Genomic DNA, 16,740 nt, shown 5'->3' with positions numbered 1-16,740 from the left:
TATTTTTTATAAGCGACGATAATTCTAACGAAGATAAGGCAAAAGAATGTTTAAAAGATTTAGAAGACTCAGAATGAACGCAACGCTTCGCTCCCTTGTGCGCGAAACCACTCTTAGTATGGACGATTTTATCTATCCGTTATTTGCACGAAGTGGCGAGGGGATTAAAAAAGAGATTGGCTCGATGCCGGGCGTTTACCAAATGAGCATTGACGAAATTGTCAAAGAGTGCGGAAGTTTGCACGAACTTGGTATCAACTCTATTATTTTATTTGGTATTCCCGAAGTCAAAGACAGCGTAGGCAGTGACGCGCTGTGTGAACATGGCATTATCGCAAGTACGATCAAAGCGGTGAAAAAAGCGTATCCGAACATGTTTGTCGTCACCGATCTTTGCTTTTGTGAATTTACCGATCACGGACATTGCGGCATTTTAGATATGGAGCACGAAAGCGTTGATAACGACGCAACGCTGGAGATTTTAGCCAAACAAGCATTGGTTCACGCGCATGCGGGTGCTGATATGATCGCCCCTTCTGGCATGATGGACGGGATGATCGAAGCGTTACGTGAGGCTTTGGATCGTGAGGGTTTCATCAACCTTCCGATCATGAGTTATTCGACCAAATTTGCCAGTGCTTATTATGGACCATTTCGCGATGTGGCAGAGTCTGCTCCTTCTTTTGGCGATCGTAAAACCTACCAGATGGACCCAGCCAATCGCAGAGAAGCCATTGCTGAATCGATCGAAGATGAAGCGCAAGGGGCTGACATTTTGATGGTGAAACCCGCTCTTGCATACCTCGACATCGTGCGTGATGTGCGTGAAGCAACGTCGACACCGCTGTGTGTTTACAACGTGAGTGGCGAATATGCGCTCTTAAAAGCGGCCGCAAAAGCAGGTGTGATCGATTATGAGCGTGTGATGATGGAGACGATGATCGCGTTTAAACGCGCGGGGGCTGACATCATCATCAGTTACCACGCGAAAGAAGTAGCTGAGATTTTAAGAAAAAAGTAAATTCTACGCAAAGCGTAAGCTTTAGTGCGGGGAATTTTATGTGGGCTTTGCCCAAATAAAAGGAGACATTGAATATGAGACACTTTCTCACACTGAAAGATTTTTCAAAAAAAGAGATTTTAGAGATCATCGATTTGGCGATCAAGATCAAAAAACAGGCGAAAAAAGGCAAATTTAAACCCTACCTTGAAAATCAAACCTTAGGCATGATTTTTGAAAAAAGCAGTACACGAACACGTGTCAGCTTCGAAGTGGGGATTCATCAGCTTGGCGGAAAAGGGTTGTTCCTCTCTTCAAATGACTTACAACTTGGACGCGGTGAACCGATGAAAGATACGGCGCGTGTCATTAGTCGCATGGTCGACATGGTGATGATCCGAACTTTTGCGCAAAGTACGCTCGAAGAGTTTGCGGCGTATTCACGTGTTCCTGTTATCAGCGGTTTGAGCGATTCGTACCATCCTGTGCAGTTGATGGCGGATTATCTTACAATGGTCGAATACAAAAAAGATCAAAACCCCATCGTAGCCTACGTGGGCGATGGCAACAACATGACCCATTCATGGTTGATGCTCGCTTCTAAACTGGGTTTTGAACTTCGCATCGCCACACCTAAAGGGTATGAAGTGGATGCTCAAATCTTAGAAGATGCGCTCTCTTTTGCCAAAGAGAGTGGTGCGGTCATCAAAATCGGCAATGACCCCAAAGAGGCGATCACAGGTGCTACCGTTGTTACCACGGACACTTGGGTTTCGATGGGACAAGAGGCAGAAAAAGCGAAGCGCATCGCTGATTTTCAAGGGTTTATGGTCGATGATGCGATGATGAGCTTGGCACAAGATGATGCAATGTTTTTACACTGCTTGCCAGCGTACCGCGATTATGAAGTGAGCGAGAGTGTCTTTGAAGCGCATGCCGATGAGATTTTTGATGAGGCAGAAAACAGACTTCATGCCCAAAAAGCCGTGATGGTATGGCTGGATAAGCACAGAAATAACTAATGGAATTTAAAAAACGAAAAGAGTTTAAGATGATAGAAAAAATTTCTAAAAATTTAAGCCCAACCAAACAAAAAGAACAGACGGTTTTGGAAATTCTTCCAAATGATACAGACGAAACGAAACTTTTGCGCCTTAAAAACGGTTCATGGGACAACACCAAAGAGCCGTGGCTGGTGTATGATGAAAAGCAACAATTGCACGCGCTTCTCTCTATTGAGACGCTGAGTAAAATGATCGAACATTTTAAACAAGCCGAGCAAGAGACCCTTTTTCTCAAACTGGAAAAAAGCATTCTTCAGCAGTTACCACTGGACTTTCAAGATGTTTGGACGGTGGCGATGGAAGAGATCAACAAGAGCAAAAAGAAAGAGATAGACTTTGATAAATTGATCAAAAAGATCAAAAAAGATCACCCCAATCTCTTTTTAGACCTCAAAGACCTCTATTTGCCTGAAGGTGCTAGTATTATCAGCGCGACGACGCGTTAGGATGAAGTATGATTGATTTTGATAAATTTGCCAAATACTCCAAAGCAGGACCTAGATACACCAGCTATCCTACGGCTCCTGAGTTTCATGAGAGCTTTACATGTAAAAGTTATGAAGACGTCTTGGCAACCCAAGATAAAAACCGAAAACTCTCTCTTTATTTTCATCTTCCTTTTTGCCGAAGTGCCTGTTATTTTTGCGGATGCAATGTCGTTTACACGAGTAAAGAAGATAAAAAAGAGCGTTATATCGACTATTTGGAGCGTGAATTAGAGTTACTCTCCAAACACCTCGACACGTCGCGCGAAGTGATTCAGATGCACTTTGGTGGCGGTACGCCGACATTTTTTAGCACCGCACAGTTAGAGCGCATTATAGGTGCTATCAAGAAGCATTTTAAAAACTTCGCCAAAGATGCCGAGATCAGCTGTGAGATCGACCCTCGTTACCTCACCAAAGAGCAGTTAGAGGTGCTTACATGTAACGGGTTTAACCGCGTGAGTTATGGTGTGCAAGACTTTAACGATGAGGTTCAAAAAGCGATCCACCGCATTCAACCTTACGATGTGACGGAAAATGTTGTAAAGATGGCAAAAAGCTCGGGCATTAAGTCGATCAATATGGACTTGATCTACGGACTTCCCTACCAAACCTTTGAGAGCTTTCAAGAGACGCTTCGTCTTGCCGTGACACTTGATCCAAGCCGTCTGGCGGTCTTTAACTACGCGCACGTGCCGTGGATGAAAAAGTCGATGCGCAAGATCGATGAGACTACGCTTCCGCACCCTAGTGTCAAGCTTGCCATTATGCGCTACACGATTGATTATTTAGAGTCCAATGGCTATAAAATGATCGGTATGGATCACTTTGCAAAACCTGATGATGAGCTGTTTCTTGCCATCGAAAAGGGCGAATTGCACCGTAATTTCCAAGGCTATACCACTAAAGGCGGGGCGGATTTGATCGGTATTGGTTTAACCAGCATCGGTGAGGGCGTGCGCCACTATGTGCAAAACTTCAAAGAGATGGACGCGTATGAAAAAGCGATCGATGAGGGAAAACTACCCGTGCATCGTGGGCTCATCTTAAACGACGATGATGTGCTTCGAAAAGCCGTTATTATGGAGATGATGAGCAACTTCAAGCTCAACATCGCAGGCATCGAAGCGCAGTTTGGCATCGACTTTTTTGACTACTTTGCCGACGCGATTGAGGCGCTTGCACCGTTTGTCGAAGAAGATTTGGTGATGATCGATAAAGTGGAGAAAAAAATTCTCGTCAATACCACAGGCACACTGCTCATTCGCAATATCGTGATGCCCTTTGATGCGTATCTTAAAAAAATTCCCGAAGCGTTACGACGCTTTAGCAAAACGGTGTAGATGATGTTTAAATTTAATGTAACGAGCGATGCGTGTGTGAAGTGTGGAAAATGTATCCCCGTGTGTACGATTCACGAAGTCAACCGTGATGAAGTTACCTCTCCTAGAGGATTTTTAGACCTTTTGGGTGCGTACCAACGCGGTGAACTGGAACTCGATAAAAACGCTAAAAAGATTTTTGAAAGCTGCTTTTTGTGTACCAATTGCGTGAGTGTCTGCCCCAACTCTTTGCCGGTCGACGGGCTCATCGAGCAAGCGCGTAACGATATTCGTAAAAAATTCGGGCTTGCATGGTATAAAAAACTTGCGTTCTTTTTGCTACGCAACCGTAATATTATGGACGTCTTAGCCCGTTTGGGTTATATGTTTCAAACATGCGGCTTTAAACTGGTGGACAAACAAAGCTCTATGTATATGCGAAACTTTCCGATCATTAAAATGGACAGATTGTTCCCGAGCTTGAAAAAGAAAACGTTTTTGAATTCCCACCCCGACGTGATTTATAACGGCGGCAAAGGCAAAGTGGGCATTTTTATCGGGTGTTTGGCAAACTACATGTACACCGACATCGGTAAGGCACTATTAGAGATTCTCAAAGTCTTGGAAATCGATGCGTATCTTATCAAACAGCAAAAATGCTGCGGCGCACCTCAATACTTCACGGGCGATTTTGAGAGCGTTGATGCGCTTGCAAAGTTTAACATCGAGTACATCGAGGGCTTTAAAGATGAGTTAGACGCCATCATTATTCCCGAAGCGACCTGTAGCGCGATGATCAAAGAAGACTACGCGCATTTCTTCCACGACCAACCTGAATGGCAATCACGTGCAAAAGCCATCGCTCCACACATCTTTATGGCAACGGAATACTTGGAAAAGAAAACCAACTTAGCGCAAATCTTGGCAACCAAAGCCAAACAAAGTGATGCCGTCACCTACCATGACCCTTGCCACGCACGCAAAATGCAAGGTGTTTGGAAGGAACCTCGCAATCTCATCTCCCAAAACTACGTCATCAAAGAGATGAGCGACCCGAACCGTTGTTGCGGTTTCGGCGGCGTGACGATGCAAACGGGAAATTACCGTTTCGCTAAAGCCGCAGGCGTACCTAAAGCGGCGATGATTCAAGAAACGGGAGCGCAGTTTGTCAGTGCCGAATGCAGTGCGTGTCGTATGCAACTGAGTGACGCGATGCACGGGCAAAAAGTCGATGTTGTGTTTAAAAACCCGATAGAATTGATCGCTAAAGCGCTAAGAGAGGGATAATGTAAGGTCGAAATTTTCGACCTTACCCAAATAATCTAGGCATAGATATTGCTTAAGCCGAAAAGTTCAACGTATTAAATATGTCATTATGCAATATTTTACAGGTATGTAAGCAAAAAAAATTATAATACGATCACTAATAATTAAGGATATGATGATGATTCGATTTATAGATCTTTTTTGCGGCATAGGCGGGTTCCGCTATGGTATGGAGGGAGCATGTCGTTCACTTGGGATCAAGCATCAATGTGTATTTAGCTCAGATATAGATCCTGCATGCCGTATGTCGTATGCCGAAAATTTTCATGAATTACCCTATGGAGATATTACAAAAATAGATGCATATACGATTCCAGATTTTGAAGTACTTTTAGGAGGGTTTCCCTGCCAATCTTTTAGCATTATTGGAAATCGTAAGGGTTTTGAAGATACGAGAGGAACGCTTTTTTTTGATATCGCACGGATTCTTTCTGTTAAACGACCTAAAATGTTTGTCTTGGAAAATGTCAAGCAACTGATGGGTCATAATCAAGGTGAAACGCTTAAAACGATAGTAAATGTATTAAAAGATATGGGATATGCCGTTGAATATTTATTGCTCAATGCATTAGATTTTGGATTACCTCAAAAACGTGAGCGCATCTGGATTATCGGCTCTCTTCATGGTTTAGATAATTTTTCTCTACCGACTAAAAAAATTATGTCAAAATCGCTTGATGATATTCTCGAAAAAGAAGTTCCTGAATCGTTATATGCCTCATCAAAAATTCAGGCAAATCGTAAAGAAAAAATAAAAACGATACCTAGAGAAACGACGATTTGGCATGAAAATAAGAGCGGTAGTGTTAGTGCGCATCCGTATTCATGTGCATTGCGCGCAGGAGCATCTTATAATTATCTTCTTGTTAATGGAGAACGTCGTTTGAGTTCTAGAGAAATGCTACGTTTACAAGGATTTCCTGAAAGCTTTAAAATAACGGTAAGTGAGAGTCAGTTGCGTAAACAAGCAGGAAATTCTTTGCCTGTGAATGTAGCTGAGGTTGTTATTAAATCTTTATTACTTTCGCAAGAGGAGTTAGACGGTGTTACGCCCAAAATTAAAAACAGTCGAAAAATATATACCGCCCTACCCACTGAATCATTTTCCGAACAATGTTGCATGTGACTTAGCGAAAGAGATTGTATACCTCTTAGCAACACGTATGACACCTTCTCTTGAAGGTTCAGATTGGGAGCAGATATTTTCACGAATAATCCAAGGACGTTGGAAGCCGTCCAATGTTGGTTTGGATGATATCGTTTTAGAACAAACCGCTTGGAGTGCTAAAACGGTAAAAGCAATTTCTCCATCAAAAGCGAAAAAAGTACGCTTAATCTCAGGACGTAATTCTCCATCGTTTTCATTTGGGCAGGATGCCGTTTTTTCGCAAAATCCAAATATGATCGGTGCTATGGTTCTTTCCATATGGAATGAACGTGTCGCTGCTATCAGAAGTAAATATCATCATTTGAGAACAACAGTTTTGATCAAAAGTGAAGATCTATTAGAATTAGCTTTATTTGAACACGACACGGTTCTTTATAATCAAGACTCATTTACATGGAAGTGGAATAAAAATCATAATATTGAAGGTTTTAACGAAGATGGAGAGCATAAGTTTACATGGCAACCGCATGGGGCACAATTTACTATCATTGAGCATGTTCCAGATGACAGATTAGCCATTATTATTAAACAGCCAGAACAACTCTCTCCGAAGGTTGTTTTGGAAGGTTTAGGCTTCACACAAAACTGGGTTAGAATACTAGGAATGCGAAGTGAACTTTTATAAAATTACCATGTAAATTTTAAAGAATATCAAACAAGAGGTTAAAATGTTGGTTTTAAAGAAAAATTTTCATTTCAATATAAAAGCTTTTACTTAGTGTAATATATAGAAATGGTAAATAATATACAATATAAATAATGCTACATATGCAGGTCACATTCTCAGAACATTACACGGTTATCGTCTATACCGGAGGGTTTTATATTTTATTTCCCGATAAGTGGCTTTTTAAAAATAATAAGGCTCTTTTTTACCCCGAAAGGACTAAAAAAAATAGAAAAAAAGAGGGCATTTTTTATTATAAGCATGACCGAGATTATGTTCATATTTCAGGAAGTCTATTTCGGTTATGGCAGGAAAAAGGAAAATTAAAAAAAGAATCTCGCCGTATATACTATCGGAGAAAAGCCATTTTTAAAGTTTATTTTTGGGAGAGGTTCGTTTAATGCTTGGATGCGTGGCGTGTATCCTGAGTATGCTAAACGACATCAACAGCTACAGATGTTAGATAAAAAAATGATGACGTTTGGAAGTTTTTTGAAATACTTTAGTGCCAAAACGATAAAGGAAGGTTCGTTGGCTTGGAAATATCACACAAAAAAACACTTCAGACGAACTTTAACAATCAAACAACCTAAAAAAAAGCCCGATAAATATCATATTAGCAAAAAGCTTTTAGAAATGATAAACTTGATACAAAATGGTAAGAATGTACAAGTGACTAAGATGAAAAGTCTCAATCGTCTTAATTACTTGGACATGATTTTTGATTATGAGGTCTTTTACGGTTTTGCTAGATTTATTGCCAATAAAATTTTAAGTCGTTTTAAAAGCGGTGAGAGTCTTTGTGCGGGAACAAATGTCTCTAAAGAACAAAAATTAAGAATTTTGACCATATCGACACAATATATTAATGCCTGCTTTAACGATACCGTCTGTGATATAGACTTACCAAATAAAATAGCTACTCTTTTTGATGAAATTGTGGAGATAGGCGATACTAAAAGGCTTTACAGCCATGTGCGTAGAAATACCCTAAGAGATGCGGATTTATTAGCGATAAAAGAATGTTTAGGATTTTTTATTCATGATAACGATACATATCCTTCATTTTGGAAACGAGAGTATGATATTGCTAAATACTATTGTGTCTCTTGTTCTGATATGCGTTTTAGATTGCAAGAACATTCTATTTCAAGGGTTCGAGATATTTTAAATTTTGTTGATGCTTATGTTGGAAATAAAAGCAATCTTATAGAGATCTAAATAGTGTATAATACTGCTCATTTACTTCCAACACGAGACTTGCATCTTGGCAAGCAAAACATGATAAGAGATTTCTACATCGAATGCGATACTACTGGATATTATATATGGTCAAATGATTTTCGAAAATTAAATGCGCATAGTTTTTTCGAACATTGTGATGACGTCAGTATGGTATGCGGTGTATATTTTGTAAAACATGGAGAGATTTATTCTTTATATGATTATAGTTTAGGATTTTATGAAATCATTGTCATGTCATTAACCCATCGTTCTTTACGAGAGATAGGTAGATTTACTGAAGTTTTGAAAGACAATCGAAATGAAAGTAAAATGATAACAGGTCATAGCTTTATCGGTAGTTTTTACGATGCTTTTCTTTGGGTTGATGAGAGGCTAAGGATAAGAGACGGTAAAAAAGCAGACCAAGGCATTATGTGGGATAGAGTCCACAAAAAATGCATTTTAAGTGATAGGTACCGTGACGACAACTATTACCATGTTCTTGAGCAAATACAAAATAATCCCAAGCGTTATTCTTACATAGAGCTTACGCAAAAACAAAAAGATACGCCGATACCAAAACGTAAAGAGTGGAGTGAGGAAGAGATAGATGAAATCTGGCAAATAATAGGCTCTTTTTATGGGGGCAAGTAGAGAATCTTGTTACATGTAAACACAAAAGGTCATTGATTTGCAGTTTTTGAAGACTCAAAAATACCACCCTTCTTTTGCTCTTCAAACTTTCATCGATACGTATTGGAGCCTTCAAAACAGTTCGTCCAAAAGCATTTTAATACCCATCGTGCCGGATGGATGCATGGATCTTGTCTATCAAAAGCGGCAATGGATGCTTGTCGGAGCGATGAGTGAGAGTAAGATTATGCCGATTGAAGCGGGCGATGATGCGTTTGGAATTCGTTTTCGTCCTTCCGTTTTACCTCAACTGTTACACATCGAAGCCCATATTTTGACCGATCGTATCGTCCCTTTAGCGGAAGTGTCTCCATCGTTGCACTATCAGCTTGATCGTTACGGATCGGATGAGGCTCAAAAAGTCATTCTCCTTGACGCGCTTTTTGAATCTTTATGCAAAGCGACGGCATTTCATCAACCGATACTCGACCTCGTTGATCATATCACGTTGCATCAAGGTGTTCGAACGATGCGCGATTTAGAAAATTACGCCAAGCTTAGTAGCAGGCAGATTGAACGACTTTTCAAACATTTCATAGGGTATACGCCGAAAAAATTTTGCACTATTTTGCGCTTTTTTACGGTGTTTAAAGAGGTGATCAAAAACGATATTTCCAATTTTTCCGCGATTGCGTATGACTTTGGCTATTGTGACCAATCTCACTTCAATAAAGAGTTCAAAAAATTCTCACAGTTTTTTCCCACGCATGAGATTATGTCGGTTTTTTACAAGACAAAAGCGTCGTTTCACCCTACAATACGGTAAAAAATTAAGGTCGATACGATGAATATAAAACTTTTGCTAGCAGGGCTTTTGGCACTGGTAACGACGCTGATTCACGTCATTGCAGGCGGGGCGGATGTCGCTTCGGTATTGCTCGCGACGCCTATGGATGAAGAAGCGAAGCTCGTTTTGTATGCCCTATGGCATATGGTTTCGGTAACGCTAGGGTTGTCGGCATTGATTTTCATGCGAAGTTCTTATGCCTGTACGAAAGAGCTGCTTGTAACCGTGAAGTGCATTGCTTTTTTGTGGTGCTCTTTCGGCGGTATCTTTTTAGCCGTGATAGCAATGCAAACATCAAGCGGTTGGTGGTTTAAATTACCGCAATGGATATTGCTTTTACCGGTGGGATTGCTTGGATTTTGGGGAAGTTCGCACTATAATAGTAAGCGATAAACTCTTTAAAACAGAGCACCTTGAAACAACGCAAGGAGAACGATGTTCGGAACACACGATCTTTGGCTTTTTGTCGTCTCCGGTTTACTGCTCAATATGACGCCCGGAGCCGATACGCTTTATATTCTTTCACACGCTTCGTCACGAGGCTTTAAAGGCGGTTTGGCGGCGGCTTTGGGAATTTCGACGGGATGTATGGTTCATATCGTGGCGGCAAGCGTCGGATTATCGGCCCTTCTCGTTGCTTCCGCAACGGCGTTTACGGTCGTGAAGGTCATCGGTGCGTTGTACCTTTTGTATTTAGGCTTTAAGATGATCTTTCAAAGTGCCTCTCTCGTTTCGTCGCAACGTGCGCGATTTGTCTCGTTTCAAACGATTTTTTGGCAAGGGTGTTTAACCAATGCGCTCAACCCCAAAGTCGCACTTTTTTTCTTAGCATTTTTACCTCAGTTTGTGGATCAACAAGCGCAATACCACTCCTTAAGCATGCTCTTTTTAGGTGTCGTCTTTAACGTGAACGGAACGTTATGGAATATTTTGATCGCATGGAGTGCAACGCTTGCACTGCAAAAACTAACGTCAGATCATTTCGCAATTCGATGGTTTCATAAAACCGTCGGAGCTCTCTTCCTCTTTTTAGGGCTGAAACTGTTGCTTGATGAGCATTAAAAACGTTACATGTAAGGCTAAACGTTTCGGCATAACGCATTTGTAGAAAATTTTTAGTATACTAAGTCCCGAAGTCCCGAAACACTCTTGTCTTGAGAGGGCATGCCATGAAAGTGATCGTCTCCCTTTTTTTTATAACGGCGTACTTTCTTGGATGGTTGCATGCCGCAACGGTTGAGATAAGCCCACAAGAGCAAGCATGGTTGGATAAAACCAAAACCCTTCACGTTCGCATCACCAAAGACCTTCCGCCGTACCAATTTATGCAAGAGGGCGAGTACGTCGGCATCAGCGTTGAGTACATCAAATTTTTTGCTTCCATGTTCAATCTCAAAATCGAATACGACGCCCGCGGCAGTTGGGCGGAAGCGTTGGAGCGTGTGAAAACGCACGAGGGTATTGACGTCATTTTACGGTTGACGCCTAATTCTCAACTTCACCAAACGATGCTCTTTAGCAAATCCTACTGTGCTTTTCCTTTCTCGCTTTTAACGTCCAAAACCTTTCCTTCCGAAATCTTCTTTAACGGAAGTATGCGTAAAATTGCCGTGGTTCCTCATTACGTGATTAACGAGAAGCTTAAACACGATTTTCCGCATTTTACCTACGTCACTTATGCCAATTCTCTTGAAGCGATGAGGGCGGTCAACGAGCATAAAGTCGACGGTTTTATCGGCGATATTGCGATTATGAGCATGTTTGTTAAAAACTATCGTCTCGATAACGTCAAGATTTCCAATCTCACGCGCTACGCTACCGAAGAGCAGTCTGTTGCTGTGGCGAAGGATTGGCCTGAGTTTATCTCGCTTTTTAATAAGATGTTGGAGGTCATGCCGCAAGACGTACATGTCAAGATCAAACGCAAATACCTTCCACTGGTTCAGGAAAAAAATTCGCTTGCCGCCACGCAAAGTATCGAGCTAAATGAACATGAAAAAATGTATATCGCGACACATCCCATCATTAGCGTGACCAACGAGCTTGGCTGGTATCCGTACGATTTTAACGAAGAGGGCGAGGCAAAAGGTTTTTCGGTGGATTATTTGAAACTTTTAGGCAAAAAAGTAGGCATACATTTCAATTTTATCAGCGGTACATGGCCTGTCGTGTTTGAAAAGTTTCAAAACAAAGAGATTCAGATGGCGCAACCGCTCATTCCCTCCGCGGAGCGACGTCACCATTTTCGTTTCAGCGATAAATTTATCACGATGGACTTAGCCCTCATCACCCAAACCAAGCGTCACGACATCAGCACGATGGAAACGCTCAAAGGTAAAACCGTCGGTGCGGGCAAAGGGTGGCCGACAACGCAATACCTTAAAGAGGAGTATCCCGAGCTCAACGTTGTGGAGTATGAAACCGCCAAAGAGATGCTCGAAGCGATCGCATACGGATTGATCGATGCCGGAGTCGACGATGCGTTTACGGCGCATTATGTCATCGAAAAAGAGATGCTCACCAACTTACATGTTGCTTTTAAAGTCGCGCTCAAAAATTTGGAAGATAGCAACCTTTACATCGTGATGCAACCGGAAGACGAAGTCTTGCAAGGGATTATTAACAAAGCCTTGCACAGCGTCACGCCCGATGAACTAGACGCGCTGAAATCCAAGTGGTCGAAAAGCATTATGTCCAAAGAGTCGAGATTGGCTCTTTCCTTAGACGAGCAGATATACCTTGCGCAAAAAAACCGTATTCGTATGTGTATCAATCCCGATCAAATGCCTTTGGAGATGAACCAAAACGGGAAGCACGTGGGCATCATTGCCGATTATATCGCTCTTATGGAGACGTTTTTAGGCGTTCCGATCGATTTGATACCGACGCGCACGTGGGCGGAATCGCTTCTCAAAGCCAAAGAGCGTCAGTGCGACATTTTATCGCTTTCCATCGCGACGCCCGAACGCAAGGCGTATCTCAATTTTACCCATCCGTACATGCAAATACCGCTTGTGTTGGTTTCGGGGGAAGACAAAGTGTTTTACGCAGACATCAACGCGCTTGCGGGCAAATCCATCGGGATAACCAAAGGGTATGCGTACGGCGATATTTTGAGGGTTCATTATCCGAATCTTCAATTTATCGATACCCCAAGCGACGAAGAGGGACTTAAACAAGTCGCGCAAAAGAAGCTTTTCGGGTTTATCGGGACGTTACCGACGATGGCGTATCAGATTCAAAAAGACTATTTCGGTTCGTTAAAAATCATTAGCAAACTGGATGAAAGAATAGACCTGAGCATCGCGACGCGAAACGATGAACCGCTTTTGCTCTCGTTATTTGAAAAAGCGATCGATTTGATCGATGCGACTCAAAAACAAACCGTTTTAAACAAATGGATTTCGGTCAACGTCGAGGGGCATATGGACTATACGTATGTTTATATTATTTCGGCGTTCATCGGTTTTATTGTTTTTATCGTCTTGATCAGGCAGTATCAACTCCATCAATACAACGTAAAACTGGAAATCCTCTCCAACACCGACAAGCTTACGGGTATTCATAATCGTTTGAAGCTGGATGATATTTTAGAGCAGGAAAAAAAGTTGTTCGATCGCTATCAATCGCCGCTTTCAATTGTTTTATTCGACTTGGATTATTTTAAAAACGTGAACGACAATTACGGGCATAAACGAGGCGATGAGGTACTCAAAAGCATCGCCGCAATCGTGATGCGTGCGAAACGCGAAAGCGACGTGTTCGGACGTTGGGGCGGCGAAGAGTTCTTGCTCATTTGCCGCAACACGGACAAAAACGGGGCTAAAACTTTGGCGGAAAAATTGCGCGAAAGCATTGCCGCGTACAGGTTTCCCGAAGTGGTTTCAATTACGGCGAGTTTCGGGGTAGCGCAATTTGAAAAATACGATAGTATCGTCAAAGTCTTCGACAAAGCCGATAAAGCACTCTACGAAGCCAAAGCGCAAGGGCGAAACCGCGTCGTTGCGTTTGACATGTAAGGTTTAGCGTCGCTCTACAAGATACCGCTTCCAAAGCCAAACCGCCAACGCCAGCGCAAAGCTCCCAAACAGTGCGCCGACGAAGCCGACGTATGCCATAGAACTGTGCGAAATGACCAGACTGCCTACAAACGCACCTCCACCGATACCGATGTTGTAAATGCCCGAGTACATCGACATCGCCACGTCGGTCGCGTCGGGAGAAAGTTCCAAGACGCTGATTTGTAAAATAAGATTGACCAAACAAACCGCAATGCCCCATAGGACACACAAGAGACTCAAACTAAGAGGGTAGAATCCAAGCGGTAAGAGCAGCAAAAGTACGCCGATCAGCATGCTTAAAGCAAAGACGATCAGGCGAAACGGATGGCGTTGTTTGAACTTGGCAAAGATCACGCTTCCTAAAAGTCCGGACGTTCCGAAGATAAAAAGTGCGGTCGTGGCAAACGTCTCTCCCAAGAGCGAGACTTGTTGCACAAAAGGCTCGATGTAGGTATAGGCGGTAAAGTGCGCGGTAATCGTGACAATCGTGAGCAAGTAAATGCCCAGCAATGCCGGACGTTTCCATAACAACGGCAGACTTTTAAGCGATCCGGCGTTGACGCTTGGAAGCAAAGGCAGAAGTTTGACGAGAAAGAAAAGCATGAGAGTCGATAATGCGGCGATACATCCGAACGTAAAACGCCATCCCAACGCTTGCCCGATAATACGCCCGATCGGCAATCCCAACACCACCGCCAAAGCACTTCCCGTTGCCAAGATGCTGAGTGCGCGCGTGGTTTGACCTTTGGGGGCTAAGCGATAGGTCAACGAAGCGGTAATCGACCAAAAAATCGCATGGGCAAACGCGATGGCGACGCGTGAGACCATCAAGGTCGTATAGCTCCACGCAACGCTTGAGAGCAGATGTGCGCCGATAAAAAATACCAAAAGTATCAACAGAAGTTTTTTGCGTTCGACCGACTGGGTTAAGAGCATTAAGGGCAACGACACGGTCGCGACGATCCACGCGTAAACGCTCATCATCAGCCCCGCTTGCGCTTCGCTCATACGAAAATCGCGGGCGATGTCGGATAAAAGACTGATGGGCGCAAATTCGGTGGTGTTGAAAATAAACGCGCAAATCGTTAAACAAAAAACGGGAAACCACGGACGAAGCGAGGTGTAAAACGGGAGCGATGAAACTTTCATAACGCGAAGTGTAACCAAAACACGTACAAAAGAAGTTGAAAGAAGGTTTGCTATAATAAGCGTTGAATTTCACCCAAAAAGACGTCTCATGAAAAAAGCCGATTTGTGTCCTTGCGGTAGCCAAAAACCGTACGAAACGTGTTGTGAACCTTACCATCAAGCAATTAACGCGCCGACATGTGAAGCATTAATGCGTTCGCGTTTTAGTGCGTTTGTCTTCGGTTTGGCGGATTATTTGGTGCAAACGACGCATCCGCATTCGCGCGACAAACATCTCAAAGAAGAGATTATCGCTACATGTAAGCGTATCGCATGGGTGAACGTAGAGGTTCTAAGCGTATGGCAAGGCGGCGTCAACGACAAAGTCGGCAAAGTTTCGTTTCGCGCAACGTACGTTCATGAGGGCAAAGAGGGTTTACATGTCGAACATTCACGCTTCAAACGTTACGGCAAAGCGTGGATGTATTTAGACGGAGAAGTGGATTAGTCCTCATCGAAATAAAAAGCGATTTTTTCATAGAGCTTGGTTTTAAAATGAGCAGAATCCATGAGAAGCATCGTTTCATACGAGAGTGCGATCAGTTGTAAAAATTCTTCGACAATCTTCGGATCAAAATGCTTTCCGCTTCCTTCTTGTAAAATCGCAACGGCTTTTTCCAAAGGGAAAGGCTCTTTATAAGGGCGCTTAGAGGTTAATGCGTCAAAAACGTCTACGACGGCAAAAATACGTGCCGCTAAAGGAATATCTTCTCCTTTGAGACCGTGGGCATAGCCGCTTCCGTCAAATTTTTCATGATGGTATAAAATAATCTCTTTGGCTTCATCTAGCCATTCGATACTTTGAACGATTTCAATGCCTTTACTGACATGTTCTTGCATGTACGAGAACTCTTCATCGGTCAATTTGCCCGGTTTGAGCAAAATTGCATCGGCGATACCGATTTTTCCGATGTCGTGCAAAAAAGCACCTTTGATAAGCTTTTGGATCGCTTCACGCGGCAGGCGGATACGTTCGGCCAATGCGATACTGTAAAGTGTCACGCGATAGTTGTGTTCGTCCGTATCACTGTCGCGCTGGGCAATCGCATTACCTAAAGAGCGAATGATTTGAATATTGCTGTTGATGAGCGCCGAGTGCTTTTGACTCAACTGCCGATACGCTAAAACAATCAGCGGAAAAATGATGAGAGATAACAACAAAGTACTAATGCAAATGGCGGCTACCGTCATCACGAGGCTGTTCTTAAACTGTTTGACGCTCAAAGGATTGATAAGTAAAACACCTTCGATGTAACCGATCTTATGCGTATTGACGACTAAAGGAAAAAAAACTTGTACAAACAACTGTTCTTGAAGGCTAAAAAAATTATAGACGGGACGGGCGTCTTTGGGAAACGTATGCAGCAAAACACGATCATGATTTTGTTGAATCACGTCATCTAAGATTTTTGCCTTTTGCGTTTGAGGCGAAAGGTCAAAAAGCTCTTCATGGTTTTCATCATAAATTTCAAGATGGATAAACTCCATTTTATTCATAAGCGTTTGTGCATTATGCCGCATTAACTCGCTTTTTTCTTGATAATGTTGTTTGAGAGAGTAGGAATACTCTTCTTTTAAACTACCTAATTGTTCTTCGAGGTGTCGACCGAGCGTTTTTTCAAAATCGCGTTGCATAAAGTACACCGCGCCCCATACGCCAAAAACGAGTAAAATCAGGGTTGCGAAAGATGCGCGTAAGATGAAAGAACGCAAAATGGTACGATTCACTGTGAAACTCCCGAGAAATTTACAAAA

General features: G+C 42.6%; 16 protein-coding genes. 14 read left to right on the top strand and 2 right to left on the bottom strand.

Annotated features, from left to right (window positions below; translation table 11 throughout):
• Positions 1-46: 46 nt before the first annotated feature.
• The 13 genes from hemB (at position 47) to UCH003_RS11425 (ending at position 13,755) form a co-directional block, all read left to right on the top strand.
• Entirely contained in the window at positions 47-1,021 is a 975-nt protein-coding gene (gene hemB / locus UCH003_RS11490; protein WP_060826612.1) for a porphobilinogen synthase, read from the top strand.
• 74 nt (positions 1,022-1,095) lie between these two features.
• Complete coding sequence (argF, locus tag UCH003_RS11485; protein ID WP_060826611.1) at positions 1,096-2,022, top strand: ornithine carbamoyltransferase; 927 nt, start codon at positions 1,096-1,098, stop codon at positions 2,020-2,022.
• A gap of 29 nt (positions 2,023-2,051) precedes the next feature.
• Positions 2,052-2,510, top strand: coding sequence for a DUF2603 domain-containing protein (locus tag UCH003_RS11480; protein ID WP_231964777.1), 459 nt, complete (start codon positions 2,052-2,054; stop codon positions 2,508-2,510).
• Between the two features lie 8 nt (positions 2,511-2,518).
• Positions 2,519-3,892: an oxygen-independent coproporphyrinogen III oxidase gene (hemN, locus tag UCH003_RS11475; protein WP_060826609.1), complete on the top strand. Its 1,374-nt coding sequence runs from the start codon at positions 2,519-2,521 to the stop codon at positions 3,890-3,892.
• 3 nt (positions 3,893-3,895) lie between these two features.
• A complete protein-coding gene (locus UCH003_RS11470) occupies positions 3,896-5,158 on the top strand; it encodes a (Fe-S)-binding protein (protein WP_060826992.1) in 1,263 nt (420 codons plus the stop codon).
• A gap of 157 nt (positions 5,159-5,315) precedes the next feature.
• Positions 5,316-6,323: a DNA cytosine methyltransferase gene (locus tag UCH003_RS11465; protein WP_060826608.1), complete on the top strand. Its 1,008-nt coding sequence runs from the start codon at positions 5,316-5,318 to the stop codon at positions 6,321-6,323.
• The gene (locus UCH003_RS11460) at positions 6,241-6,990 is read left to right on the top strand and encodes a hypothetical protein (RefSeq protein WP_060826607.1); all 750 of its coding nucleotides are present in this window, start codon (positions 6,241-6,243) and stop codon (positions 6,988-6,990) included. The genes UCH003_RS11465 and UCH003_RS11460 overlap by 83 nt, the downstream gene beginning before the upstream one ends.
• 498 nt (positions 6,991-7,488) lie before the next feature.
• Positions 7,489-8,253 carry a hypothetical protein gene (locus UCH003_RS11450; protein WP_144441012.1) on the top strand — a complete coding sequence of 255 codons (765 nt, stop codon included), beginning with the start codon at positions 7,489-7,491 and terminating at the stop codon, positions 8,251-8,253.
• A gap of 3 nt (positions 8,254-8,256) precedes the next feature.
• Positions 8,257-8,910: a hypothetical protein gene (locus tag UCH003_RS11445; protein WP_060826604.1), complete on the top strand. Its 654-nt coding sequence runs from the start codon at positions 8,257-8,259 to the stop codon at positions 8,908-8,910.
• Positions 8,911-8,947: 37 nt separating this feature from the next.
• A complete protein-coding gene (locus UCH003_RS11440) occupies positions 8,948-9,715 on the top strand; it encodes a helix-turn-helix domain-containing protein (RefSeq protein WP_060826603.1) in 768 nt (255 codons plus the stop codon).
• 18 nt (positions 9,716-9,733) lie between these two features.
• Positions 9,734-10,129: a hypothetical protein gene (locus UCH003_RS11435; RefSeq protein WP_060826602.1), complete on the top strand. Its 396-nt coding sequence runs from the start codon at positions 9,734-9,736 to the stop codon at positions 10,127-10,129.
• 42 nt (positions 10,130-10,171) lie between these two features.
• Entirely contained in the window at positions 10,172-10,798 is a 627-nt protein-coding gene (locus UCH003_RS11430; RefSeq protein WP_060826601.1) for a LysE family translocator, read from the top strand.
• A gap of 107 nt (positions 10,799-10,905) precedes the next feature.
• Positions 10,906-13,755 (top strand): transporter substrate-binding domain-containing diguanylate cyclase, encoded by a 2,850-nt coding sequence (locus tag UCH003_RS11425; protein ID WP_060826600.1) that lies wholly within the window; start codon positions 10,906-10,908, stop codon positions 13,753-13,755.
• 3 nt (positions 13,756-13,758) lie between these two features.
• Here the strand turns inward: UCH003_RS11425 and UCH003_RS11420 are convergent, their stop codons facing one another.
• The gene (locus UCH003_RS11420) at positions 13,759-14,946 is read right to left on the bottom strand and encodes a sugar transporter (protein ID WP_060826599.1); all 1,188 of its coding nucleotides are present in this window, start codon (positions 14,944-14,946) and stop codon (positions 13,759-13,761) included.
• A gap of 88 nt (positions 14,947-15,034) precedes the next feature.
• Between UCH003_RS11420 and UCH003_RS11415 the strand changes: the two genes are divergently transcribed.
• Positions 15,035-15,433 carry a YchJ family protein gene (locus UCH003_RS11415; protein ID WP_060826598.1) on the top strand — a complete coding sequence of 133 codons (399 nt, stop codon included), beginning with the start codon at positions 15,035-15,037 and terminating at the stop codon, positions 15,431-15,433.
• On the opposite strand, the gene UCH003_RS11410 is transcribed toward UCH003_RS11415, so the two are convergent.
• Entirely contained in the window at positions 15,430-16,713 is a 1,284-nt protein-coding gene (locus tag UCH003_RS11410) for an HD-GYP domain-containing protein (protein ID WP_060826597.1), read from the bottom strand. The genes UCH003_RS11415 and UCH003_RS11410 overlap by 4 nt on opposite strands.
• Positions 16,714-16,740: the final 27 nt, after the last annotated feature.

The organism is Sulfurospirillum cavolei (assembly GCF_001548055.1).
In the GTDB taxonomy this organism is placed as follows: domain Bacteria; phylum Campylobacterota; class Campylobacteria; order Campylobacterales; family Sulfurospirillaceae; genus Sulfurospirillum.
This window is presented reverse-complemented; position numbering and strand designations above follow the sequence as displayed.

Coding starts and splice junctions, on each gene's coding strand:
- hemB (WP_060826612.1), top strand. CDS start 47: ATGTTTAAAAGATTTAGAAGACTCAGAATGAACGCAACGCTTCGCTCC.
- argF (WP_060826611.1), top strand. CDS start 1,096: ATGAGACACTTTCTCACACTGAAAGATTTTTCAAAAAAAGAGATTTTA.
- UCH003_RS11480 (WP_231964777.1), top strand. CDS start 2,052: ATGATAGAAAAAATTTCTAAAAATTTAAGCCCAACCAAACAAAAAGAA.
- hemN (WP_060826609.1), top strand. CDS start 2,519: ATGATTGATTTTGATAAATTTGCCAAATACTCCAAAGCAGGACCTAGA.
- UCH003_RS11470 (WP_060826992.1), top strand. CDS start 3,896: ATGTTTAAATTTAATGTAACGAGCGATGCGTGTGTGAAGTGTGGAAAA.
- UCH003_RS11465 (WP_060826608.1), top strand. CDS start 5,316: ATGATTCGATTTATAGATCTTTTTTGCGGCATAGGCGGGTTCCGCTAT.
- UCH003_RS11450 (WP_144441012.1), top strand. CDS start 7,489: ATGTTAGATAAAAAAATGATGACGTTTGGAAGTTTTTTGAAATACTTT.
- UCH003_RS11435 (WP_060826602.1), top strand. CDS start 9,734: ATGAATATAAAACTTTTGCTAGCAGGGCTTTTGGCACTGGTAACGACG.
- UCH003_RS11430 (WP_060826601.1), top strand. CDS start 10,172: ATGTTCGGAACACACGATCTTTGGCTTTTTGTCGTCTCCGGTTTACTG.
- UCH003_RS11425 (WP_060826600.1), top strand. CDS start 10,906: ATGAAAGTGATCGTCTCCCTTTTTTTTATAACGGCGTACTTTCTTGGA.
- UCH003_RS11420 (WP_060826599.1), bottom strand. CDS start 14,946: ATGAAAGTTTCATCGCTCCCGTTTTACACCTCGCTTCGTCCGTGGTTT.
- UCH003_RS11415 (WP_060826598.1), top strand. CDS start 15,035: ATGAAAAAAGCCGATTTGTGTCCTTGCGGTAGCCAAAAACCGTACGAA.